The following is a 21234-nucleotide window of genomic DNA, read 5'->3' as shown; positions in this document are numbered from 1 at the left end:
TGAGTCTTCATGAAGGAGTGGACGATGACGTACGACAAGCTGCGCACCGCGGTCGAGGGACGCGTGTGGCTGCCCGGCGACGAGGGTTTCGAGGCGGCGGCCAGGGCGTGGAACCTGACCGTGGCCCAGCCGGTGGCCGCCGTGGTCGAGGCGGCCGACGCCGCCGACGTGGCCGCCCTGGTCCGCCATGCCCGCGAGGAGGGGCTGACCGTCTCCGCCCAGCCGCGCGGCCACGGCGCGAGCGGCACCGCCGACGGCGTGATCCTGCTGCGCACCAACCGGCTGGACGAGCTGGAGATCCACCCGGCCGAGCGGCGCGCCCGCGCGGGGGCGGGCGTGACCTGGGGCGCGGTGCAGGCCGAGGCGGGCAGGCACGGCCTGACCGGGCTCGCCGGCAGCAACCCCGCCGTCACCGTCACCGGCTACACCCTCGGCGGCGGCCTGAGCTGGTTCGGCCGCAGGTACGGCTGGGCGGCCGACAGCGTGCGCGCCTTCGACGTCGTGGACGCCGAGGGCCGGCCCGCGCGGGTGACCGGGGAGAGCGACCCCGACCTGTTCTGGGCGCTGCGCGGCGGCGGCGGCGACTTCGCGCTGGTCACCGCCGTCGAGTTCGACCTGTACGCCGAGCGCGCCCTGTACGGCGGCCGCCTCATGTGGCCCGGCGCGAAGGAGGCCGAGGTGTTCGCGGCCTTCCGCGAACTGACCGCCGACGCGCCGCCCGAGCTGTCGTTGTGGGTGAACCGGGTCCAGTTCCCCAAGGCGCCTCCGATGGTGACCGTGGACCTGGCCCACCTGGGCGAGGCGGCCGAGGCCGAGGACCTGCTGGGCCGGCTCGCCAAGATCGACGGCGTGCTGAGCGACACCCGGTCCGCCATGGCCACGGCCGACCTCGGCGCGATCACCGCCGAGCCGACGGACCCGGCGCCCGCGGTGGCCCGCACCGAGCTGCTGACCGGGCTGGACGCCGGCGCCGTGGAGATCCTGCTGGCCGAGCCGGTCGGGCCGCTGGTCGCCATGCAGGTCAGGCACCTGGGCGGGGCGCTGACCCGGCCGGGCGGCGGCGCCGGGGGAGCGCTGGCCGAGCCGTACCTGCTCTACCTGCTCGGGGCCGGGATCAGCCCCGAGCTGGGCCAGGCCGTACGGGCCAAGCAGGACGCGGTCGTCGCCGCCCTGGGCGACCGGGTGAGCGGGCGCAAGCCGTACACGTTCCTGTCGCCGGGTGAGCGGGCGGCTCAGGCGTTCCCCGAGCCGGCGCTCGCCCGGCTGCGCGAGATCAAGCGGTCGCGCGACCCGCAGGGCGTGTTCCGCGCCAACTACCCGGTGCTGGACTGATCACCAGTTGGCGGGCAGGCCCGGCGTCGTGGCGGGCAGGGCGTGGCCCGGCGGGCGGATGACGTAGGCGACGCCGCCGCTGCTCGAACTGCGCAGCCACACGTTCTCGAAGTCGGCGCGCGGATAGACGTGGCGGACGGCGTCGTTGCTGGGCGAGGCCGGGTCGTTGGCGATCACGTCGCCCGTCGCGGTGAAGCCGACGATCACCATGAGGTGGCCGTCGGTGCCGTAACCGGCGCCGGGCAGCTCGCCCTTCTTGAACGACTGCGAGGTGATCACCGGGATGCCCGCCTTGATCAGCCGCTCCAGCTCGGTCAGGGTGCGCAGGCGGGTGACGAAGCCGTCCAGGCCGTAGCGGCCGGCGTAGGCGGTGTTGAACGGCCAGTTGCCGGCGCCCTGGTAGGCGTGGTCGTAGGTGTAGCGGGCCGCGTGGTCCACCTCGGGGTTCGGGTCGGACGGGTCCACCCAGGAGGTGTCCTGCGCGCTCGGCCACGTGTCCCAGTAGCCGAGCACCATCGTGGTCGAGGTCGGGCTGCACCACGCCTCGCCGCCGCCGTCCCACTCGGGGTAGTGGCCCGCGTGCACGTTCTGGGAGCGGCGCGGGACGTTCAGCTCGACGCCCCACGCCCCGCCGCCGGGGCTGACCGGGACGGTCTTGCGGTCGGGCACGTTCGAGGCCATCGCGCCGAACGTGCGCACCCGCGGCGTCACGGCCGAGCCCGGACTGCGGTAGAGGGTCAGGCGGAGCTGGTACGCCGACAGTTGCCGCCCGGACGCCGCCACCAGCGTGTCCACGGCGACGGACGCGTCCGCGTCGCCCTGGCCGGCCACGGAGGTGCGCAGGATGTCGCCCTCCGCGTAGGACCAGCGGCCGAGGACGTACCACTTGCTCAGCCCGGCGGTGTTCCTGGCCCTGGCCTCGACCTGCAGCCAGCTGCCCTGGGGCACGTCGGCCGTCCAGGAGGCGATCAGCTGGGTGGCGGGGAAGCCGACCGTGCGCTCGGGGCCGGTCCAGCGGGCGTACTCCCACGTCCTGGTGCCCAGGGCGTCGGTGTAGGAGGTGGTGCCGGCGGCCGAGGCGAACGACAGCCCGTCGGCGGCGGACGTGCCCTCGCCGGTGCCGGTGGCGAAGTCGGCCCGCTGGTAGACGACGTCGGGCACGACGGGGCCCGGCTTCGTCCCGGCGGCGTCCTTCCCGGCGACGGCGGCGACGGCGGGCGGTTGGAGGGTGGTGGCCAGCAGGAGTCCGGACAGGAGGACGGTCAGCGCGCGCATGAACCCACCTTGCTCGGAAGGCTTCGGATGGGCCCGACAGTAGGGACATCCGGCGGGCAAAACATCGGGAAATCTACGTATGGGCCATGAAGCTTTCCGAGCGCCGAAACTTTCTCTCCCGATCGCCGCAGCTCGTCCTGGTGTTGTTCGGTACGCGATGGCGAAAGTTTCTGTGATGGATTGACATGTTTCGGCATGGTCATCAGACTCGCGATCGAGCTCCCCGTACCGCCGCACGCCTTGGAGGCAGACCATGATCAGGAAGTTGCTCATCCTCGGCGCCGCGTGCACGTTCGCCGCGGGCCTCGCGCTGACCTGGGCCACCACCCCCTCGAACGCCGCCGACTGCAGTGGCGGCTACGTCGGCCTCACCTACGACGACGGCCCCAACCCCGCCACCACCTCCAGCCTGCTCAACGCGCTGACCGCCAACGGCCTGCGGGCCACGATGTTCAACGTCGGCCAGAACGCGCAGAACAACCAGGCCCTCGTCCGCGCCCAGCAGAACGCGGGCATGTGGATCGGCAACCACAGCTGGACCCACCCGCACCTGACGCAGCTGAGCGCCGCCCAGATGCAGTCCGAGCTGCAACGCACCCAGCAGGCGATCCAGCAGGCCACCGGCGCCGCGCCGAGGCTGTTCAGGCCGCCGTACGGGGAGACCAACGCCACTCTCCGGTGGGTCGAGCAGCAACTCGGCCTCACCGAGATCATCTGGGACGTCGACTCCCAGGACTGGAACGGCGCGAGCACCGCCCAGATCGTCCAGGCCGCCGGCCGGCTGCAGAACGGCCAGGTCATCCTGATGCACGACAACTACGCGACGACCATCGCCGCGATCCCGCAGATCGCCGCGAACCTGCGCGCCCGCAACATGTGCGCGGGCATGATCTCGCCGGCGACCGGCCGGGCCGTCGCGCCCGACGGGAGCGGCCCGACCACCCCGCCCTCGTCCCCGCCGCCCGGCGGCGGCGCCTGCACGGCGACCGTGTCCGCGGGCCAGCAGTGGGCCGACCGCTTCAACCTGTCGGTCGCGGTCTCCGGCACGAACTCCTGGATCGTCACCGTCACCGTGCGCAGCCCGCAGAAGATCATCGCCACTTGGAACGGCACCCCGACCTGGGACGGCACCGGCAACGTCATGACGATGCGGCCGAACGGCAACGGCAACACCTTCGGGTTCACCGTCCAGCACAACGGTGACTGGAGCTGGCCCGCGGTCTCCTGCCGGGTGGGGTGAGGCCCGTCCCGGTATGGAATGCTCTCCGCCATGCTGATAAGGAACGGGACAATTGACGACATTTCCCCGATCGTGGCGTTGCACGTGGAGAGCTGGCGTACGGCCTACGCGGGCATCATGCCCGACGGTTTCCTGAACGGCCCCCTGGACGACGACCGGCTCGCGCTCTGGCGGGAGCGGCTGGACCCGCCCGTCCGGGGGGCGGGCCTGTTCGTCGGCCACGACGACGAGGGGAAGCTGCTCGGCTTCGCCTACCTGCTGCCGGCCCCGGACGGCCGGATCCTGCTCGACAACCTGCACGTGCGGCCCGGGAGCACGGGCTCCGGCGCCGGATCGCGCCTGTTGCGGCACGGACTGGCCTGGGCGGCGGACGAGCATCCCGGCCGGGAGGTCTACCTGGAGGTGCTCAGGGCGAACACCCGGGCCATCGGCTTCTACGAACGGCACGGCGCACGCCGCACCGACGAGCGGATGTGCCGTTTCCAGCAGGGGTTCGAGCTGCCCGAGCTGGAGTACGCCTGGGTGAACTGACCCTCCGGCGACGCGCGCCGCGAGCGGACGGCCGGGTCGTCAGGTGAGGGCGTCGCGCGTCCAGGAGCCCAGGACCAGCAGGGATTTGGTGCCGGTGACGTTGCCGGCCCGGCGTAGCCGGTCGATGACCTGCTGGAGGTGCCCGAGGTCGCGCACCCGTACGTGGATGAGGGCGTCGGGGTCGCCGGCGATGGTGAAGACGGCCTGCACCTCGGGCACGTCCGTCGCCGTGCGGACGATCTCGCCCACCGGCGTGGTCCCCGGGTACCGCAGCTCGGTGAACGCCTCGATGCCCCAGCCGAGCTTGGCGTAGTCGATCTGGACGGTGAACCCGGTGATCACCCCGATCTCCCTGAGCCGGTCGACCCGCCGCTTGACCGCCGCCACCGACAGCCCGACCTGCTCGGCCATCTCGGAGAAGGTGCGGCGGCCGTCCTCGCGCAGCAGCCGGAGCACCTGATGGTCGATGTCGTCGATGTCCGGCATGTGAGAATCCTCCTTGGTGACGCAAAGTTCTTCTGCGCCAGAATCGCCCAGCTCACATTATTTGCGTCTTCGTTGTGGTTTCACGTCTGATACTTGCGCACAGTAGCTCTCCGTTGCTGTGCTGGGAAACCCCACATACGCATTGCCCGCCAGGAGGTTCGCGTGAGCGTGAACAGCGCGACCGTGTCGCTCGACGACAAGTACGCCGCGCCGGACGGCCGGGTGCTGATCTCCGGCATCCAGGCCCTCGTCCGGCTGACCCTCGAACAGCGGCGCCTGGACCGGGACCGCGGCCTGAACACCAGGGCCTTCGTCTCCGGCTACCAGGGCTCCCCGCTGGGCGGCCTGGACCTGGAGATGGGCCGCGCGGCCCGCTTCCTGGACGAGGCCGGCGTCGTCTTCCAGCCCGGACTCAACGAGGAGCTGGCCGCGACGGCCGTGGCCGGCACGCAGCTCCTCGGCCAGGTCCCCGGCCGCAGCCACGACGGCGTCACCGCCTTCTGGTACGGCAAGAACCCCGGCCTCGACCGCGCCGCCGACGCCATCAGGCACGGCAACATGGCCGGCACCGCCGCGCTGGGCGGCGCGGTGGCCTGGATCGGCGACGACCCCGGCTGCAAGTCCTCCACCGTGCCCAGCTCGTGCGAGCCGATGTGCCAGAGCCTGTCGATGCCGCTGCTCGCGCCCGGCTCGGTGGCCGAGATCATCGAGTTCGGCCTGCACGCGGTCGCCCTGTCCCGCGCCACCGGCCTGTGGACGGGCCTGAAGATCGTCGCCGACATCGCCGACGCCTCGGCCACCGTCGAGCTGGGCGCGCCGTACGACATCCCCACCCCTGACCACGCCGACCGCGGCAAGTCGCCGATCCTGGTCGGCCCCTCCGCCCTGGACGCCGAGTACGACCTGCTCACCCGCAGGCTGGAGCTGGCCCGCGACTACGGCCGCAGGCACGGGCTCAACCGCGTCATGCGCGACGCCCCCCGCGCCACCCTCGGCGTCCTGGCCTCCGGCACCACGTACGCCGTGGTCCTGCGCGCCCTGGCCGACCTCGGCCTGGACGAGAGCGCCACCGAGGACCTCGGGCTGCGCCTGATCCGGCTGGGCATGCCCTTCCCGCTGGCCGAGGCCGACCTGGCCGCCATGACCTCCGACCTCGACCGGGTGCTGGTGGTCGAGGACAAGGTGCCGTTCCTGGAAGGGCAGCTCAAGCAGGCCCTCTACGGCGGCGAGCGCGCCCCCGTCGTGTCGGGGCGGGACCTGCTGACCGCCCGCGGCACCCTCGGCGCCGAGGACGTCGCCAAGGCGCTGGCCGCCTGCCTCGGCCCCGACCGGCTCCCGCGCGGGACGGTCCACCTGGCCCGGCCCGCGTCCGCCGCGCGCCGCCTGCTGCCGATGGTCGCCGCGCGCACGCCGTACTTCTGCTCGGGCTGCCCGCACAACTCCTCCACCCGCACGTCCGACGACACGCTGGTCGGCGTCGGCATCGGCTGCCACGCCATGATCGCCCTCGACGGGCACGGCCGCGGCACCCAGATCGGCATCACCCAGATGGGCGGCGAGGGCGCCCAGTGGATCGGGCTCGCGCCGTTCACCCGGGACCGGCACTTCGTGCAGAACCTCGGCGACGGCACCTTCCACCACTCCGGCTCCCTGGCCGTGCGGGCCGCGGTGGCGGCCGGGGTGACGATGACCTACAAACTGCTCTACAACGACGCCGTCGCCATGACCGGCGGCCAGCGCGCCGAAGGGCGGCTCGACGTGCCCGCGCTCACGCGCTCGCTGGCCGAGGAGGGCGTGCGCAGGATCGTCATCACCACGCCGGAGCCGGAGACGTACCGCGGGGTGCGGCTCGCGCCGATCGCCTCCGTGCGGCACCGCGACGACCTCGCCGACGTCGAGCGCGAGCTGGCCGCCCTCGACGGCGTGACCGTCCTGCTGCACGACGACAAGTGCGCGGCCGAGGAGCGGCGGCTGCGCAAGCGCGGCAAGCTGCCCACCCCGACGGCGAAGGTCGTGGTCAACGAGCGCGTCTGCGAGGGCTGCGGCGACTGCGGCGACGTCTCGACGTGCCTGTCCGTCCAGCCCGTCGAGACCGAGTACGGCCGCAAGACGCGCATCCACCAGCCGTCGTGCAACTCCGACCTGAGCTGCCTCAAGGGCGACTGCCCGTCGTTCCTGCTGGTCGAGCCCGGCACCAAGGCGCCGCGCGAGCTGCCGCCGCTGCCCGTGCGGCTGCCGGAGCCGGTCGTCAGGCTCGACGGCGACGCCGAGACGCTGATCCGGATGCCCGGCATCGGCGGCACCGGCGTCGTCACGGTCTCGCAGATCCTGCAGATGGCCGCCCACCTCGACGGCCTGCACGCCGCCGGCATCGAGCAGACCGGCCTCGCGCAGAAGGGCGGCCCGGTCGTCAGCGACGTGCGCATCGCCAAGCGGCCGGTGGACGGCTCGGTGCGCGCCTCGCGCGGCACGGCCGACGTGCTGATCGGGTTCGACCTGCTCGGGGTCGCCGCCGACGCCAACCTCGCCGTCGCCGCGCCCGGCCGGACGGTCGCCGTGGTGAACACCTCCATCGTGCCCACCGCCGCCATGGTCACCGGTCGGGCGACCGTGCCCGGCTCCTCGGCCGACGCGGTGGTCAGGCTGGAGTCCGCCACGGAGGGCGCGGACAACCTGTACCTCGACGCCCACGAGCTGTCCGAGGCGCTGTTCGGCGACCACATGCCGGCCAACATGCTGCTGGTCGGCGCGGCGTACCAGCACGGCTGCCTGCCCGTCTCGGCCGCCTCGATCGAGGCGGCGATCAGGCTCAACAAGGCCGCCGTCGAGAAGAACCTCGCGGCCTTCCGCTGGGGCCGGGCCGCCGTCGCCGACCGTGAGGCGGTACGCCGGGCCGCGCTCGCCGAGCCCGCCGAGCGGCCCGCGCCCGGCCTGGAGGAGACGCTGGCCCTGCGGGTGGCGGACCTGACCGGTTACCAGAACCAGACCTACGCCCGTACGTACGAGACCGACGTCAGGCGCGTGACCGCCGAGGCGGCCAGGCGGGCGGGGGAGGAGGCCGGCGCGCGCGTCGGGCTCGCCTACGCCCGCTCCCTGCACAAGCTCATGGCCTACAAGGACGAGTACGAGGTCGCCCGGCTGCACCTCGATCCCGAGGAGCAGGCCAGGCGCGAGCGCGAGTACGGCGCCGACGCGGTCGTGTCCGTGATGCTGCACCCGCCGCTGCTGCGCGCGATGGGCATGAAGCGCAAGATCCGGCTGCGCCGCTCCGCGCCGGTGCTGTTCCGCGGCCTGCGGGCCGCGCGCGTGCTGCGCGGGACGGCCCTCGACGTGTTCGGCCAGGCCGAGGTCCGCCGGGTCGAAAGGGAACTGATCACCGAATATCGTGATCTCATGCGTGCCGCCCTCGCCCGGCTGACCCCCGGCACGATCGACGCCGTCGCCGAGATCGCCGGCCTTCCCGAGTCGATCCGCGGGTACGAGGACATCAAGCTCGCCCGCGTCGCCGAGTTCCGTGAGCGGGCCGCGGCCGCCCTGGCCCGCCTCGCCGAAGCCGCACCCAAGGAGTCGTCGTGACCGTTGACCGCCTGCTCCCCGACCAGGACGCCAAAGACCTGATCGAGCTGACCCGCGACATCGCCGACAAGGAGCTCGCGCGCCGGGTCGACGAGCACGAGCGCGCGGAGACGTACCCGGAGGGGCTGTTCGCCACCCTCGGCGCGGCCGGACTGCTCGGCCTGCCCTACCCCGAGGAGTTCGGCGGGGGCGGGCAGCCGTACGAGGTGTACCTCCAGGTGATCGAGGAGCTGGCGGCCCGCTGGGCGGCGGTCGCGGTGGCGACGAGCGTGCACACGCTGGCCTGCTTCCCCGTGGCCGCGTACGGCACCCCCGAGCAGCGCGAACGCTGGCTGCCCGACATGCTGGCCGGACGGATCGTCGGCGGCTACAGCCTGTCGGAGCCGCAGGCGGGCTCGGACGCGGGCGCGCTCACCTGCCGGGCCGAGCGCACCGAGAGCGGCGACTACCGCATCACCGGCAACAAGGCCTGGATCACCCATGGCGGCATCGCCGACTTCTACGCCCTGTTCGCCCGCACCGGCGAGCGCATCTCCTGCTTCCTCGCGCCCGGCGCGGCCGAAGGGCTCACGTTCGGCCGCCCCGAGGAGAAGATGGGCCTGCACGCCGTGCCGACCACCAGCGCCCACTGGGACGGCGCCGTCATCGACGGCGACCGGCTGATCGGCGAGGAGGGCCAGGGCCTGCAGATCGCCTTCAGCGCCCTCGACTCCGGCCGGCTCGGCATCGCGGCCTGCGCCGTCGGCCTGGCCCAGGCGGCCCTCGACGAGGCCGTCGCCTACGCCAAGGAGCGGCAGACCTTCGGCAAGCGCATCATCGACCACCAGGGCCTCGGCTTCCTGCTGGCCGACATGGCGGCGGGGGTGGACAGCGCGCGGGCGACGTACCTGGACGCCGCCCGCCGCCGCGACGCCGGCCTCGACTACAGCCGGCAGGCCAGCGTGGCCAAACTGGTCGCCACGGACACCGCCATGAAGGTCACGACGGACGCGGTCCAGGTGTTCGGCGGCTACGGCTACACCAGGGAGTTCCGGGTGGAGCGCTACATGCGCGAAGCCAAGATCATGCAAATCTTCGAGGGCACGAACCAGATCCAGCGATTGGTCATCGCCCGCCAACTCGCCAAGTAGCCCCTGGCACCGCAATCCCGACGGACGCCGTCGGCGAAGTGGATCGAACGGGAATGGCCCTGTGATCGACATCAGTGATCACGGGGCCTTTCCCGTGTCTCGCGTCTAGCCGGTGCGGTTGGCGGGGGCTTCGAAGATGAGGCCGTGGCCGTCCTCTTCGTCCCAGTCCTCTCCGACCTTGACGAAGCCGAAGCCGGCGATCGTGGCCAGGGACGCCGCGTTGTCGGGGCTGATCGTCGCCCGTACGGTCTTGACCGCCGGTTCGGCCGCGGCCCGGTGCAGCAACTCGATCAGGATGGCTCGGCCGTACCCCTGGCGACGGAACTCTGGAGCGACCGCGTAGCCGATCTCCACCATGCCCGCCTCGTCGGGCGGTCCGTGAAATCCGGCATGGCCGATGACGGCGCCTTCCGGCCCGGTCACCGCCTGCCGCGCCATCCACGGTGCGTGGTCCGGGTCGGCGGCCATCTGGTCGATCCGGATCCGCCACAGCCACCGTGCTCTGTCTGTCACGAAGTAATCGGTGAGAGCGACCCCGGCCGTATCGCTGGCTGTGGCCAGATCCCCGTCGAGCAGAGCGGACATCGCGGTGCTCGACAACTCGACGAAGCGCACCTGCTTCGGACTGGTGGGGAATGACGTCTGGCGATCGGCTTCATCTGTCACGGTGCGATGGTCGCAAGGTGTCCGACGGACGTCCACGAGTTTTTGGCCGGTCTTCGGTGGTCACCGCAGGAGCAACGGGGCGCCGGGTGCTGGGCCCTGATTACTGGCGTAACGGATAGTAGTTGATTAATCACTCTATGCTTAGGGTTGGGGTTGGGTGGCATCCGCCGCTCCCGTCCCGAAGGGAAATCGATCATGCGACGCATCCCGATCGCGCTGGCCGCCCTCGCCGCCGCCGGCGCCGTGGCGATGGCTCCGCTCGCCACAGCCCAGGCCGCCACCGCGGTTTCGCTCAACGCGCCGGTGGCGCGGGCGGGCGAGGTCATCACGTGTCAGGAGGTGGACGCGCAACTGCCGGACATCTTCGCCCGCGCCTGCGACACCGACCATTGGGGGCCTCTGTCCGACTTCGTCATCAATTCCAGAGACCGGGCCGTCTACCGCTGCGTCACCGGCTGGGCCGAAGGCAGCCTGTGGGTCCGTGGCCAAGGCTGCCGGCGGCTCCAGACCTCCTGACCGGCCGACGGCTCGGACCGGCAGCTCGGACCGGCAGCTCAGGCCGGCGGCTCAGGCCGGCGGCTCAGGCCGGCGGCTCAGGCCGGCGGCTCAGGCCGGCGGCTCAGGCCGGCGGCTCAGGCCGGCGGCTCAGACCGGCGGCTCAGACCGGTGGCCCGAACCGTCGTGGGCGCGTGGGGGAGTCCGTCCGGAAGTCCGCGAAACGCCGGGACTGGTGACTGCATCGTGAGCGCCGCCCGTCCGGCGGCGGCCGGGAGCGGCCGGAGTGCCGCTCACCCGGCGGGCCGATCCGCCAGGCGGCGCCGAGCGTTCCGCCGGTCCTCCGCCCGCGCCTTGCGGGGGTGACTTGACCCGCTGTGTGTGACTTTGAGGAGATCTTGCCGGCGAACGCTAGGGTGAGATCTCGTGCAGTCGCTCACGCCGGAAGACTTATCGCGGATCGGCCCCTATCGGCTGGTCGGGGTGCTGGGGCGAGGCGGTCAGGGAACGGTCTTCCTGGGGCAGGGGCCGTCCGGCGAGCAGGTCGCGGTCAAGGTGCTGCACGCCGATGCCGCGGCGGACGAGAACGCACGCCGCCGATTCCTGCGCGAGGCCGAGGCGGCCCGCCGGGTGGCCGCGTTCTGTACGGCGCGGGTGCTGGACACGGGCCTGGTGGCCGGCAGGCCGTACATCGTCAGCGAGCACATTCCGGGGCCGTCGCTCGATCTGCTGGTCAGGACCGAGGGGCCGCGATCGGGCAGCGGGCTGGAGCGGCTCGCGGTGGCCACGCTCACCGCGCTGGCGGCCATCCACCGGGCCGGCATCGTCCACCGCGATTTCAAGCCGCACAATGTGATCATGGGGCCGGAGGGGCCCGTGGTGATCGACTTCGGGATCGCCAGGGTGACCGCCCAGACGGCCACGCACAGCGTGGTGGGCACCCCCGTCTACATGGCGCCGGAGCAGTTCGGCGGAGCGCCGATCACCCCGGCGGCCGACCTGTTCAGCTGGGCGGCCACCATGGTCTACGCGGCCACCGGGCAGCAGGCCTTCCGCGGAGACACCCTTGCGGCGATCATGCACGCCATTCTGACCCGCGAACCCGACCTGTCGTCCGTGCCGCCGGAGCTGCGGCCGGTGCTGGCGGCGTGCCTGGTCAAAGAGCCCGCCGCCCGGCCGGACGCCGCGGCCCTGGTACGCCGCCTGACCGGCGACGAGTCTCCGCCGGCCGTTCCCGCCCCTCCTGCCCCTCCCGCGGCGCACGCCACGACGGGCATCCCGGAGGCCGAACGGCTCACCCTCCGGGTATATCCGCCGACGCGGGAGAACCTTCCTCCCGGCCCGGCGGACCCGCACGGGCCACCTGGCCAGGACGTCCCTTCGCCGCCTCCAACCGGCGGCGACGGGGGCCGGTCGAAGAGGGTCGGCCTGGCAGTCGGCGCCGGAGCGGTCGCTCTGGTGCTGGTCGTGGTGGGCGTACGAGCGGTGGTCAAGGGCGCGGTACGGGGAGTGCTGTCGATCGGCCGGCCCTCCACCGCCGGCTCCTCCCAGCCAAACCCCTCAGGGACGCCGGCGCCCTCCCGGACACCATCGCAGACGCCTTCCCAGACGGCTTCGGAAAAGCCGCGCGAGGACCCGTTCACCCCCGCCGACCTCGACAAGGAGAGCACGGACCCGACCCCGATCACCGCCGACGCCCTGCTCCCGCAGTCCTTCACGAGTGCCATGGGGATGCGTTTCAGCCGTAAGGCGGCCGGGGTGGAGGACTGCCCGAGCCCGTGGCCCGTTGCCAGGGTCAAGTCCGCCCTGCGCAAGGCGCGCTGCGACGACATGGCCGTGGGCGTCTACATCGGCTCGGGCGCCCCGAAGGGACGCGTCATGGTGACCGTCTGGGTCGTCCCGCTGAAGGACTCGGGCCGGGCCCGCGCCGCGTACGCGAGGCTCAAGGACGCCTACGCGCAGGAGTGGGGCATCCGGTGCCCTCAGACCGGTCCGGGGTCGACCGGAATCTGCTACACGTCGAACTGGTGGGACGTGCAGCTGTCCTCGTGGACCGGGCAGCGCGGCCGGTACGTGATCCGCACCCTCGCCGTCCACACGAACCTCACCAGAGCGGCCGCCGCGGCCAAGTGGCTCAAGGACGCCTCGCGCGCGGCGTTCAAGAACTCGGGCCCCCTGCTCCACCAGAACGGGCAGTGAACGAAACCGACGGCCTACGTGCGGATAATGATCAGTCCGGAAATGTCAAGATCACTTCCTGCTCAAAGCCATCTCCAGTATCAGCCGATCTCTCCGTTAACTCCGGTCTCTTGCTGGGCGACGTTGATCGCGTAAAGATCCCCACGCAAGGAGCTGCCATGATCCGCGCACTCAACCAGCTGGGAGACCGCCTCCTCGACAAACTCCTCCCCTCGGCGAACGCCTCGGCCGCGTGCTGGACCGACTGGTGCTGCCAGGGCAAGTTCTGCCGGACCTGCTGCTACCACGACTCCAGCGGCACGGTCAGCTGCGGCAGCTTCGACTACTGCTGACGCCTCCTCCCGATCTCCCATGACAGCCATGCAGTACGTCGCGCTGGCCTGCCGGGTGGCGCTGGGCGTCGTCTTCCTGGTCGCGGTGGCCGGCAAGGTGCGCGGCAGGTCCGCGTTCGCCGGGTTCCGCGGGTCCGTGCGCGGCCTGGTCCCGCTGGGGCCGCGGGCCGTCACGGCGGTGAGTGGCGCCGTCGTCCTGGCGGAAGGGTGCGTCGTCGTGCTGCTGGCGATCCCCGGGACAGTGCGGGCCGGCGTGCTGCTGGCCGGCACCGTCCTGGTGGGTTTCTGCGCCGGGATCGTCAGGGCGATGCGCGCGGGCGCCACGACGCCGTGCCGGTGCTTCGGCGCCGCCGGGACGCCGCTCGGTGGCCGCCACCTCGTCCGCAACGCCGGGCTGCTCGCGCTGGTCGCCGCCGGGCTCGTGCCGGGGCACGCCGCGCCACATCCGGCGGGCGTCGCCCTGAGCGTGCTGGCCGGCGGCGTCCTCGCCGTCATCGTGATCTTCTTCGACGACCTCGCCGACCTGTTCGCCGCACAACCGCGTCACCCCTGAGGAGCCCGCATGCCCTATCTCGTCGCCGCCGTCGTCATCGTCGGACTGTTGTGCCTGGTGAACCTGGTGCTGACGCTGGCGGTGATCCGCCGCCTGCGCGCGCACACGCTGCGGCTGTCGGAGCTGGGGCCGACGCGCCCCCCGACGGTGCAGCCGGGCACGACGATCGGCGAGTTCAGCGCGACGACCGCCGACGGCGGGACCGTGTCGCGCGCGTTCTTCTCGGGGGCCTCCGTGGTGGCGGTGTTCTCCACCGAGTGCGCGTCCTGCCACGAGCTGCTGCCGGAGTTAACGTCCTACCTCGCCGACACGCGTCCCGAGCGGGTGCTGGCCGTGGTCACGGGCGACCCGGACGAGGCCCGGCGGTTCACCCGCGAGCTGACCTCGGCCACCGTCGTCGTGGAGCCGATGGGCGGCCCGGTGAGCAGGGCGTTGCAGGTCTCGCAGTTCCCCAGCTTCCTCCTGGTCGACGGTGACGCGGTCGTCGTGGCGGCCGACACCGCCCCGGGCAGGCTGCCGGCGGTCACCCGCCGATGACCCCTCCCGCCGGGCACGGCGGCGCCGCCCGGGGACGGCATGCGCGCGCGGCCGTGGCGCTCGCCTGGCGGGCGCATCCGGCCGCCGTCCTGGGGTCGGGGATCGCGGTGCTGCTCATGGGGCTGGTCCCGGTGGCCGCCGCGTGGCTGACCAAGCTCGTCCTGGACGGCCTGGCCGCCGGGGCGGGGCCCGCCGAGCTGCTGCCGCCGGGCGTGGCCCTCGGCGTGACCGGCCTGGCCGGCGCGGCCCTGCCCGCGGTCGCGGAGTACGCCCAGGAGCAGCTCCGCCGGGCCCTCCAGGTGCTGATCCAGGACCGGCTGTTCCAGGCGGTCAACGCCCATCCGGGGCTGAGCCGGTTCGAGAACCCGGCCTTCCACGACCGCATGCGGCTGGCGCAGGAGGCCGGGCAGAACGCGCCGCAGCGGATCGTCCGCTCGACCCTGGGGATCGCCCAGGGAGCCGTCACCCTCGCCGGGTTCACCGCGGCGCTGGCCGTGCTCGCGCCGGGGATGATCGTCGTGGTGGCGCTCTCCGCGATCCCGTCGGTCCGCGCCCAGCTCGACCTGTCGAGGCGTCGCGCGGGCATGATGTGGGGCGTCAGCTCCAGGGCCCGGCGGCAGATCTTCTTCGCCGGCCTGCTCACCAGCCCCGACGCGGCCAAGGAGATCCGCCTGTTCGGGCTGGGCGACCTGCTGCGCGGCCGGATGCTGGCCGAGCTGCGCGCGGTCAACGCCGCCGAGCAGGGGCTGGCCCGCCGGACCCTGCGTACTCAGGGCGCGTTGTCGCTGGTGGGGGCGGCCGTCGCGGCGGCCGGCCTGCTCTGGGCGATCATCGCCGCCGCGTCGGGCGCGCTGAGCGTCGGCGACGTCGCCGTGTTCGTCGCGGCCGTGGCCGGGGTGCAGTCGGCGCTGGCGTCGATCGTCGGCCAGTCGGCGGACGCGCACAACGCGCTGCTGATGTTCGGTCACTACCTCGATGTGGTGGCCGACCCGCCCGACCTGCCCGTGCCGCGGCGGCCGCGGCCCGTCCCGGCGTTGCGCGAGGGCATCGAGGTGCGCGACGTCTGGTTCCGGTACGACGAGGCCCATCCGTGGGTGCTGCGCGGGGTCGACCTCTTCGTGCCCCGCGGCGGCTCGCTCGCCCTCGTCGGCCTGAACGGCGCGGGCAAGAGCACCCTGGTCAAGCTGATCTGCCGACTGTACGACCCGGTGCGCGGGTCCATCCTCTGGGACGGCGTCGACCTGCGCGAGACGGACCCCGCCGAGCTGCGCGGCCGCATCGGCGCGGTCTTCCAGGACTACATGTCCTACGACCTGACCGCGGCCGAGAACATCGGCCTCGGCGACGTCGCGGCGATCGGCGACCGGGAGCGGGTCGAGGCCGCCGCCCGGCTGGCCGGCGTGCACGAGACGGTCGCCGGGCTGCCGCGGGGCTACGACACGCTGCTGAGCCGGATCTTCTTCGGCGACCGGGACGACCCCCAGGCCGGAGTGGTGCTGTCCGGCGGTCAGTGGCAGCGCCTGGCGCTGGCCCGCGCCCTGATGCGGAAGGGACGCGACCTGCTCGTGCTGGACGAGCCGAGCTCCGGCCTGGACGCGCAGGCCGAGCACGCCATCCACCAGAGCCTGCGCCGCCACCGCGCCGGACGCACCAGCCTGCTGATCTCCCACCGGCTGGGCGCGGTCCGGGAGGCGGACACGATCGTCGTGCTCGCCGAAGGGCGGATCGCGGAGCAGGGCTCGCACGCGGAGCTGATGGCGCTCGGCGGGGAGTACGCGAGCCTGTTCACCCTCCAGGCCCAGGGCTACGAACCGGCCACCCCACCGGACCCGCGGACGGGCGACATCGACCGGACGACGACGCCGAGCACCCGGTCGAACGGCACGTAACCCCACACCCGCGAGTCCTCGCTGACCGGCCCGTCCCCCAGGACCACCAGCCGGCCGGCCGGGACCGTGTCGCCCGGCGACGCCCCCACCCGGCCCGCGACCTCGGGCGGAACCGGGTCGCCCGGCACGGCCACCGCCCGTTTGATGAACCACATGGCCGCCCCCGGCGGCGGCAGCGGCCCGGTACGCCACTCGCCACCGGGCGGCAACGTCTGCAGCACCACGACCTGACCACGCCCGACGCCCGCCCCCGTCGTCCTGCGGACGAGCACCCGGTCGCCGGTGCGGTAGGTCGGCAGCATGCTCGCCCCGCTGATCCGGACGACGACCAGGCGCCGCCGGGCGACGGCCAGCCCGGCGGCCAGGGCCGCGATCGGGGCCAGCAGGATCAGGACACGCCGCACGACGCCCTCCCAAGTCGATCATCACCGGAGACTGCCGACACTAGCGGCGGATCTCCTCGCCGGACAGCCCGGACAGCCCAGACAGCCCGGACAGCCCGGACAGCCCGGACAGCCCGGACAGCCCGGACAGCCCGGACAGCCCGGACAGCCCGGACAGCCCGTGCGGCCCGCCGAAGGGGCCGCTCACCTCACGGCCCGGGCCGGCCGGGGTGGTCGAGGCCGGCGGTGAGCTGGTCGATCGCCGTGTCGATGCGCCGTGCGAGCAGGGCGGTGTCCGGCGGCCCTGCGGAGGCCGCGGTCTGCCGGAGCCACTGGTCGAGGACGACGCGCAGCGCCGTCAGGGCCGCGGCCGCGCACAGCAGGGGATAGCCGGTGTCGCCGGGACGCCCGGGGGCGGGCTGGCCGACGTGCTCGGCGATCGCCTCGGCCAGAGCCTGCTCCTGCGCCGCGAGCACGGCCAGTTGCTGCGGCACCAGCGTGGGCGCCGACCGGACGAGCTGCAACGCCCGGACGTGGTCGCGGCCGGCGGCGTCGCTCTCCTTCATGACCGTCAGCACGGCCTCGCGGAAGGCGCGCAGGACCGGCTCGGTGCGCGGCCGGGCCCTGAACCGGGCGACGAGCTCCTGCGCCGCGGCGGCCAGCGAGGCCACGACCGCCTCCTCCTTGCTGGAGAAGTAGTTGAAGAACGTGCGCAGCGCGATGTCGGCCTCGCCGGCGATCTGCTCGACGGTCACGTTCTCGACGCCGTGGCGCAGGGCCAGCCGGAGCGCCGCCGCGCGAAGGGCGGCGCGGGTGGCCTGCTTCTTGCGTTCGCGGCGGCCGGGCGACGCGGTCTCCCCGCCGCCCGATGCGAGCTGAACCACCCCGGCCTCCTCTGCCACGGTCCTCATTATGGGCTCCGGCAGGGCGACGGGGCTCCGGCGGGCACTGCGCCCGGTCAGGACCAGGCGACGGGCAGGGAGTGCACGCCGAAGATGAGCATCTCGTCGCGCACCGGCACCTGGCCGGCCGGCACGGCCAGCCGCAGGTCCGGCAGGCGGGTGATCAGCTCCGTCAGGCCGATGCGCATCTCCACCCGGGCGAGCTGCTGGCCCAGGCACTGGTGCACGCCGTGCCCGAAGGCCAGGTGCGGGACGCGGGCGCGGTTGACGTCGAACCGGTCGGCGTCGGGCCAGTGGCGGGGGTCGCGGTTGACCTCGGGCGTGGCGATCACGACGGTCGCGCCGGCGGGGAGGTCGGCGCCGCCCAGCGTGACGGGCTCGGTCGTGACGCGGCTGACGCCGAGCTGGATGATGCTCAGGAAGCGCAGCAGCTCCTCGACCGCGTTGTCGACGAGGGAGGGGTCCGCTCGCAGGGCGGCGAGCTGGTCGGGGTGCTCCAGCAGGGCGAACGCGCCCAGTCCCAGCATGTTGGCGGTGGTCTCGTGGCCCGCGCCGAGCAGGACGAGGGCGACGTCCACGAGCTGGGCGTCGGTCAGCGGCGGGTCGGCGTCGTGGACGAGCCCCGACAGCAGGTCGTCGGCCGGCGCGGCGCGCTTGGCGGCCACCAGCCGCTGCATGAACGCGTACAGCCCGACGCCCGCCACGGCCCGCTCCTCGGCGGTGGAGCCGGCGTTCAGCCCGACGGAGGTGCGTTCCTGGAACTCGGCGCGGTCGGCGTAGTCGACGCCGAGCAGCTCGCAGATGACCAGGGACGGCAGCGGCAGCGCGAACGACGGCACGAGGTCGGCCTCCGTGCCGGCCGCCCTCATCGCCTCGATGTGCTCGACCGCGATCTCGGTGACCCTGGCCTCCAGCTCGCGCATGCGCCGGACGGTGAACTGGCCGGTCAGCAGCCGCCGGATGCGCGTGTGCTCGGGCGGGTCCATGAACACGAAGAAGCCGTCCTCGCGGCTCTCGACGGACGGGCCCGCCGGAAGGACGCCCGCGGCCTGCTCGGCCACCTCGTGCGGTTGCAGCGACGTGGCCTCGCGGTGGCGGACCCGGTCGGCGCTGAAGCGGGCGTCCGACAGGACGGTGCGGGCCTCGTCGAAACCGGTGACCAGCCACGCCCGCGCGCCGTTGAGCAGCTCCACCGGCCGGACCGGGTCCTGGCCGCGCCGCTCCCGCAGGCCCGGCGGCGGGTCGAACGGGCACCCGCCGCGCACGACCAGGTCGGCGGGCAGGATCCGGCGCATCGCCGTGGGGCTCGCGCCGGGGGAGTCGTCGGTCAGGCTGCGGTCGCTCATCGGCACGTCCCTGTTCTCGCGGGTGCGGGCTGTTCCACCCTACAAAGATGCACGACGCGCATCAATGCACGTTGTGCATGTCCATTCGATCGCCGGATCAAGGTGTGCCCGCGGGCCCACGGGGCAAAGGCACGCATCCGACAGCTCACCCGCGCGGGAGGAACGTGATGACGCGACAGCCTGTACGAGCACCGGTTGCGGCACCGGTTGCGGGGACGGCGTGAGCGGTAAGGGCTCGCAGGAGGCGACCTACGCGGCGCTGGCCGCCAACCTGGGGATCGCCGTCACCAAGTTCGTGGCGTTCTTCTTCACCGGCTCGTCCTCGATGCTCGCCGAGGGCATCCATTCCTTCGCCGACTCGGGCAACCAGGGGCTGCTGCTGCTCGGCCAGTCCCGCGCCAAGCGCGGGCCCACTCCGTCCCATCCCTTCGGCCACGGGCGCGAGCGGTACTTCTACGCCTTCCTGGTCTCGGTCGTGCTGTTCTTCGGCGGCGGCCTGTTCGCCCTGTACGAGGGGTACGAGAAGATCAGCCACCCGAAGCCGCTGGAGAGCTGGCCGTGGGCGATCGGGGTGCTGGTGGGCGCGATCGTCATGGAGGGGCTGTCCCTGCGCACGGCGGTGCGCAACGCCAACCGGGCCCGCGGGGGCCGGTCGTGGCTGCGCTACATCCGCGAGGCCAAGGCCCCCGAGCTGCCCGTGGTCCTGCTGGAGGACACCGCCGCCCTGCTCGGGCTGGCCTTCGCCCTCATCGGGGTCACGCTCACGCTGGTCGTCGGCGACCCGGTCTACGACGGCATCGGCTCGATCGCCATCGGCGTGCTCCTGATCATCGTGGCCGTCACCCTGGCCACCGAGACCAAGAGCATGATCATCGGTGAGTCGGCGTCGCCGGAGGTCCAGCGGGCCATCGAGGAGGCCCTGCGCGAGGACGACGCCGTCGCCTCCTTCACCCGCCTGCGCACCCTGCACCTGGGCCCGGAGGAGCTGCTCGTGGCCGCCCGGGTCACCGTCGCCGAGCAGGGGGACGCCGTGGCCGAGGCGCTGGCCAAGGCCGAGGGGCGCATCCGCGAACGCGTCCCGATGTCCACGGTCGTCTACCTGCAGCCCGAGCCCTGACCCCGCTGCCACTGCCGCACCCAGGAGCGGCCGTAGTCGTTGCCGTGCGGCGTGCGCAGCACGGTGTGGACGTGGAACGGCTTGGGCGTGTCGTAGTCGAGGAAGACGCCGCGGTGGTGGTCGAGCTCGGCGACGATCACCGGTGACTGCAGCCGGTAGTAGAAGACGTCGCCCGGCCGGTGGCCGCCGATCCAGCAGAACCAGGTCTCGTCGAGGTGCGCGGCGATCTCGCGCAGGCGGGCGGCGCGCGGCCCCGCCGGGAGCAGGCCGACGAACGACTCGGCGACGGCCAGCGCGTGCTCCCGGGCCGCCGCGGGCATGGCGGCGACCCGCACCCCCTCGAACGGGATCACGCGGTTGTCCTGGAACGCCCCGGCCAGGTGGCGTTCGTCCCCCGGGTGCACCCGTCCCTCGGGCATCGCCGGGTCGTCCATCAGCTCGTGGACGACGGCCTGCCGGCGCTGCTCCTCCGGCAGGGCGGCCATCAGCCGCAGGCCGCGGGCGACCCGGTCGGCGAACAGGTCGCGCAGGCCGGCGTGCGGACCGGCGTCGATCTCGTCGGGCTCGGCGCCGAGGAACACCGGCGACAGCGCCATGCGGCCCTCGACGACCAGGCAGTTGAGCGCGCAGTGATGGCCGTAGAGCTGCCAGCCCCAGGGGGCCCGCGGGTCGGGCGTGCCGTAGAGGGCGAAGTTGTAGCTGAACTCGTTGAGTATCGTCTCCAGGCCGACCACCTCGCCCAGGAAGCCGTTGACCCGCATCACCGCGCGGACGAGCCGGCCGCCCTCGGGCGAGAGCGAGGCGCCCACCAGCGCCAGCGCCTTCTCCCTGACGGCCGGAGCTCGCAGGTCCAGCCGCAGGCCGGTGTCGAACTGCATGAACTCCGGGTTGGCCCAGGTCTGCCACGCCACGTCGTCGGCCTCGTGCGAGAGGCGTTCGCGGTCCTCGTCGTCGAGGCAGGCCAGCAGGTCGCGGGCGGCCGACACCATCGCGGCGACCGGCGCCTGCTCGCCGGGGGCGGCCGGTGTCAGCGGGTACAGGCCGTCCCGCAGGACGCCGTCCTCGGTGACGCCGCGGAAGTCGTTGCCGTACAGCGGGGTCCAGCCCTCGATCAGGCCGCCGGTGAACGTCCCCGGTCTCCTGGCCAGCTCGCGGTAGGCGTAGGGGTCGAGGCCGCGTATGCCGGCCAGCCGCGGGTGGTCGTGCGGGAACAGGTACTGGCGGAACTCGCCGGGCATGAGGGCT

At 73.1% G+C, this 21234-nt stretch carries 20 protein-coding genes; 12 read left to right on the top strand and 8 right to left on the bottom strand.

What is annotated here, in order from left to right; translation table 11 throughout:
* Positions 1-24 precede the first annotated feature (24 nt).
* On the top strand, positions 25-1332 hold the full coding sequence (locus ACWEJ6_RS08050) for an FAD-binding oxidoreductase (RefSeq protein ID WP_452422293.1): 1308 nt from the start codon (positions 25-27) through the stop codon (positions 1330-1332).
* Here the strand turns inward: ACWEJ6_RS08050 and ACWEJ6_RS08045 are convergent, their stop codons facing one another.
* Entirely contained in the window at positions 1333-2607 is a 1275-nt protein-coding gene (locus tag ACWEJ6_RS08045) for a C39 family peptidase (RefSeq protein WP_387672717.1), read from the bottom strand. It abuts the gene before it with no gap.
* A gap of 253 nt (positions 2608-2860) precedes the next feature.
* On the opposite strand from ACWEJ6_RS08045, the gene ACWEJ6_RS08040 reads away from it, so the two are divergent.
* Both ACWEJ6_RS08040 and ACWEJ6_RS08035 read left to right on the top strand, forming a co-directional pair.
* On the top strand, positions 2861-3847 hold the full coding sequence (locus ACWEJ6_RS08040) for a polysaccharide deacetylase family protein (RefSeq protein ID WP_452422291.1): 987 nt from the start codon (positions 2861-2863) through the stop codon (positions 3845-3847).
* 72 nt (positions 3848-3919) lie between these two features.
* The gene (locus tag ACWEJ6_RS08035) at positions 3920-4378 is read left to right on the top strand and encodes a GNAT family N-acetyltransferase (RefSeq protein WP_452422289.1); all 459 of its coding nucleotides are present in this window, start codon (positions 3920-3922) and stop codon (positions 4376-4378) included.
* Between the two features lie 39 nt (positions 4379-4417).
* Here ACWEJ6_RS08035 and ACWEJ6_RS08030 read toward each other — a convergent pair whose 3' ends face one another.
* Positions 4418-4864: an Lrp/AsnC family transcriptional regulator gene (locus ACWEJ6_RS08030; protein WP_357979480.1), complete on the bottom strand. Its 447-nt coding sequence runs from the start codon at positions 4862-4864 to the stop codon at positions 4418-4420.
* A gap of 93 nt (positions 4865-4957) precedes the next feature.
* Between ACWEJ6_RS08030 and ACWEJ6_RS08025 the strand changes: the two genes are divergently transcribed.
* Positions 4958-8440: an indolepyruvate ferredoxin oxidoreductase family protein gene (locus tag ACWEJ6_RS08025; protein WP_452422287.1), complete on the top strand. Its 3483-nt coding sequence runs from the start codon at positions 4958-4960 to the stop codon at positions 8438-8440.
* A complete protein-coding gene (locus tag ACWEJ6_RS08020) occupies positions 8437-9570 on the top strand; it encodes an acyl-CoA dehydrogenase family protein (RefSeq protein WP_352352574.1) in 1134 nt (377 codons plus the stop codon). Before ACWEJ6_RS08025 ends, ACWEJ6_RS08020 begins: the two co-directional genes overlap by 4 nt.
* A 105-nt stretch (positions 9571-9675) precedes the next feature.
* Here ACWEJ6_RS08020 and ACWEJ6_RS08015 read toward each other — a convergent pair whose 3' ends face one another.
* A complete protein-coding gene (locus ACWEJ6_RS08015) occupies positions 9676-10236 on the bottom strand; it encodes a GNAT family N-acetyltransferase (RefSeq protein WP_452422285.1) in 561 nt (186 codons plus the stop codon).
* Positions 10237-10431: 195 nt separating this feature from the next.
* On the opposite strand from ACWEJ6_RS08015, the gene ACWEJ6_RS08010 reads away from it, so the two are divergent.
* The 6 genes from ACWEJ6_RS08010 to ACWEJ6_RS07985 all read left to right on the top strand — a co-directional run bounded on the left by ACWEJ6_RS08010 (position 10432) and on the right by ACWEJ6_RS07985 (position 16241).
* Positions 10432-10752 carry a hypothetical protein gene (locus tag ACWEJ6_RS08010; protein WP_358292272.1) on the top strand — a complete coding sequence of 107 codons (321 nt, stop codon included), beginning with the start codon at positions 10432-10434 and terminating at the stop codon, positions 10750-10752.
* Positions 10753-11157: 405 nt separating this feature from the next.
* The gene (locus tag ACWEJ6_RS08005) at positions 11158-12930 is read left to right on the top strand and encodes a serine/threonine-protein kinase (protein WP_452422282.1); all 1773 of its coding nucleotides are present in this window, start codon (positions 11158-11160) and stop codon (positions 12928-12930) included.
* 158 nt (positions 12931-13088) lie between these two features.
* The gene (locus ACWEJ6_RS08000) at positions 13089-13262 is read left to right on the top strand and encodes a hypothetical protein (protein WP_352318817.1); all 174 of its coding nucleotides are present in this window, start codon (positions 13089-13091) and stop codon (positions 13260-13262) included.
* Positions 13263-13290: 28 nt separating this feature from the next.
* Positions 13291-13815: a MauE/DoxX family redox-associated membrane protein gene (locus tag ACWEJ6_RS07995; protein ID WP_452422280.1), complete on the top strand. Its 525-nt coding sequence runs from the start codon at positions 13291-13293 to the stop codon at positions 13813-13815.
* A 9-nt stretch (positions 13816-13824) separates the two neighbouring features.
* Complete coding sequence (locus ACWEJ6_RS07990) at positions 13825-14352, top strand: TlpA family protein disulfide reductase (protein ID WP_452422278.1); 528 nt, start codon at positions 13825-13827, stop codon at positions 14350-14352.
* Complete coding sequence (locus tag ACWEJ6_RS07985) at positions 14349-16241, top strand: ABC transporter ATP-binding protein (protein WP_452422276.1); 1893 nt, start codon at positions 14349-14351, stop codon at positions 16239-16241. The genes ACWEJ6_RS07990 and ACWEJ6_RS07985 overlap by 4 nt, the downstream gene beginning before the upstream one ends.
* Here ACWEJ6_RS07985 and ACWEJ6_RS07980 read toward each other — a convergent pair.
* The 4 genes from ACWEJ6_RS07980 to ACWEJ6_RS07965 form a co-directional block, all read right to left on the bottom strand.
* Entirely contained in the window at positions 16157-16645 is a 489-nt protein-coding gene (locus ACWEJ6_RS07980) for a S26 family signal peptidase (protein ID WP_452422274.1), read from the bottom strand. The two genes, ACWEJ6_RS07985 and ACWEJ6_RS07980, sit on opposite strands and share 85 nt — an antisense overlap.
* A gap of 40 nt (positions 16646-16685) precedes the next feature.
* A complete protein-coding gene (locus ACWEJ6_RS07975; RefSeq protein ID WP_452422272.1) occupies positions 16686-16832 on the bottom strand; it encodes a hypothetical protein in 147 nt (48 codons plus the stop codon).
* 1 nt (position 16833) lies between these two features.
* Positions 16834-17508 (bottom strand): TetR/AcrR family transcriptional regulator, encoded by a 675-nt coding sequence (locus ACWEJ6_RS07970; RefSeq protein WP_452422270.1) that lies wholly within the window; start codon positions 17506-17508, stop codon positions 16834-16836.
* 74 nt (positions 17509-17582) lie between these two features.
* Positions 17583-18872, bottom strand: a complete 1290-nt coding sequence (locus tag ACWEJ6_RS07965) for a cytochrome P450 (protein WP_452422268.1) — start codon at positions 18870-18872, stop codon at positions 17583-17585.
* Between the two features lie 220 nt (positions 18873-19092).
* Between ACWEJ6_RS07965 and ACWEJ6_RS07960 the strand changes: the two genes are divergently transcribed.
* Positions 19093-19989 (top strand): cation diffusion facilitator family transporter, encoded by an 897-nt coding sequence (locus ACWEJ6_RS07960; RefSeq protein ID WP_387672787.1) that lies wholly within the window; start codon positions 19093-19095, stop codon positions 19987-19989.
* On the opposite strand, the gene ACWEJ6_RS07955 is transcribed toward ACWEJ6_RS07960, so the two are convergent.
* The gene (locus ACWEJ6_RS07955) at positions 19968-21227 is read right to left on the bottom strand and encodes a DUF3500 domain-containing protein (protein WP_452422265.1); all 1260 of its coding nucleotides are present in this window, start codon (positions 21225-21227) and stop codon (positions 19968-19970) included. The two genes, ACWEJ6_RS07960 and ACWEJ6_RS07955, sit on opposite strands and share 22 nt — an antisense overlap.
* Positions 21228-21234 lie beyond the last annotated feature (7 nt).

The organism is Nonomuraea sp. NPDC004702 (assembly GCF_053601695.1).
The sequence above is the reverse complement of the archived record's forward strand: the minus strand, read 5'-3'. Positions and strand labels throughout refer to the sequence as shown.

What these genes read in the sequence shown, in the direction of transcription:
- ACWEJ6_RS08030 (WP_357979480.1), bottom strand. Translation starts at nt 4,864, where the DNA reads ATGCCGGACATCGACGACATCGACCATCAGGTGCTCCGGCTGCTGCGC.
- ACWEJ6_RS07985 (WP_452422276.1), top strand. Translation starts at nt 14,349, where the DNA reads ATGACCCCTCCCGCCGGGCACGGCGGCGCCGCCCGGGGACGGCATGCG.
- ACWEJ6_RS08000 (WP_352318817.1), top strand. Translation starts at nt 13,089, where the DNA reads ATGATCCGCGCACTCAACCAGCTGGGAGACCGCCTCCTCGACAAACTC.
- ACWEJ6_RS07965 (WP_452422268.1), bottom strand. Translation starts at nt 18,872, where the DNA reads ATGAGCGACCGCAGCCTGACCGACGACTCCCCCGGCGCGAGCCCCACG.
- ACWEJ6_RS08040 (WP_452422291.1), top strand. Translation starts at nt 2,861, where the DNA reads ATGATCAGGAAGTTGCTCATCCTCGGCGCCGCGTGCACGTTCGCCGCG.
- ACWEJ6_RS07955 (WP_452422265.1), bottom strand. Translation starts at nt 21,227, where the DNA reads ATGCCCGGCGAGTTCCGCCAGTACCTGTTCCCGCACGACCACCCGCGG.
- ACWEJ6_RS08010 (WP_358292272.1), top strand. Translation starts at nt 10,432, where the DNA reads ATGCGACGCATCCCGATCGCGCTGGCCGCCCTCGCCGCCGCCGGCGCC.
- ACWEJ6_RS07990 (WP_452422278.1), top strand. Translation starts at nt 13,825, where the DNA reads ATGCCCTATCTCGTCGCCGCCGTCGTCATCGTCGGACTGTTGTGCCTG.
- ACWEJ6_RS08045 (WP_387672717.1), bottom strand. Translation starts at nt 2,607, where the DNA reads ATGCGCGCGCTGACCGTCCTCCTGTCCGGACTCCTGCTGGCCACCACC.
- ACWEJ6_RS07995 (WP_452422280.1), top strand. Translation starts at nt 13,291, where the DNA reads ATGCAGTACGTCGCGCTGGCCTGCCGGGTGGCGCTGGGCGTCGTCTTC.
- ACWEJ6_RS08050 (WP_452422293.1), top strand. Translation starts at nt 25, where the DNA reads ATGACGTACGACAAGCTGCGCACCGCGGTCGAGGGACGCGTGTGGCTG.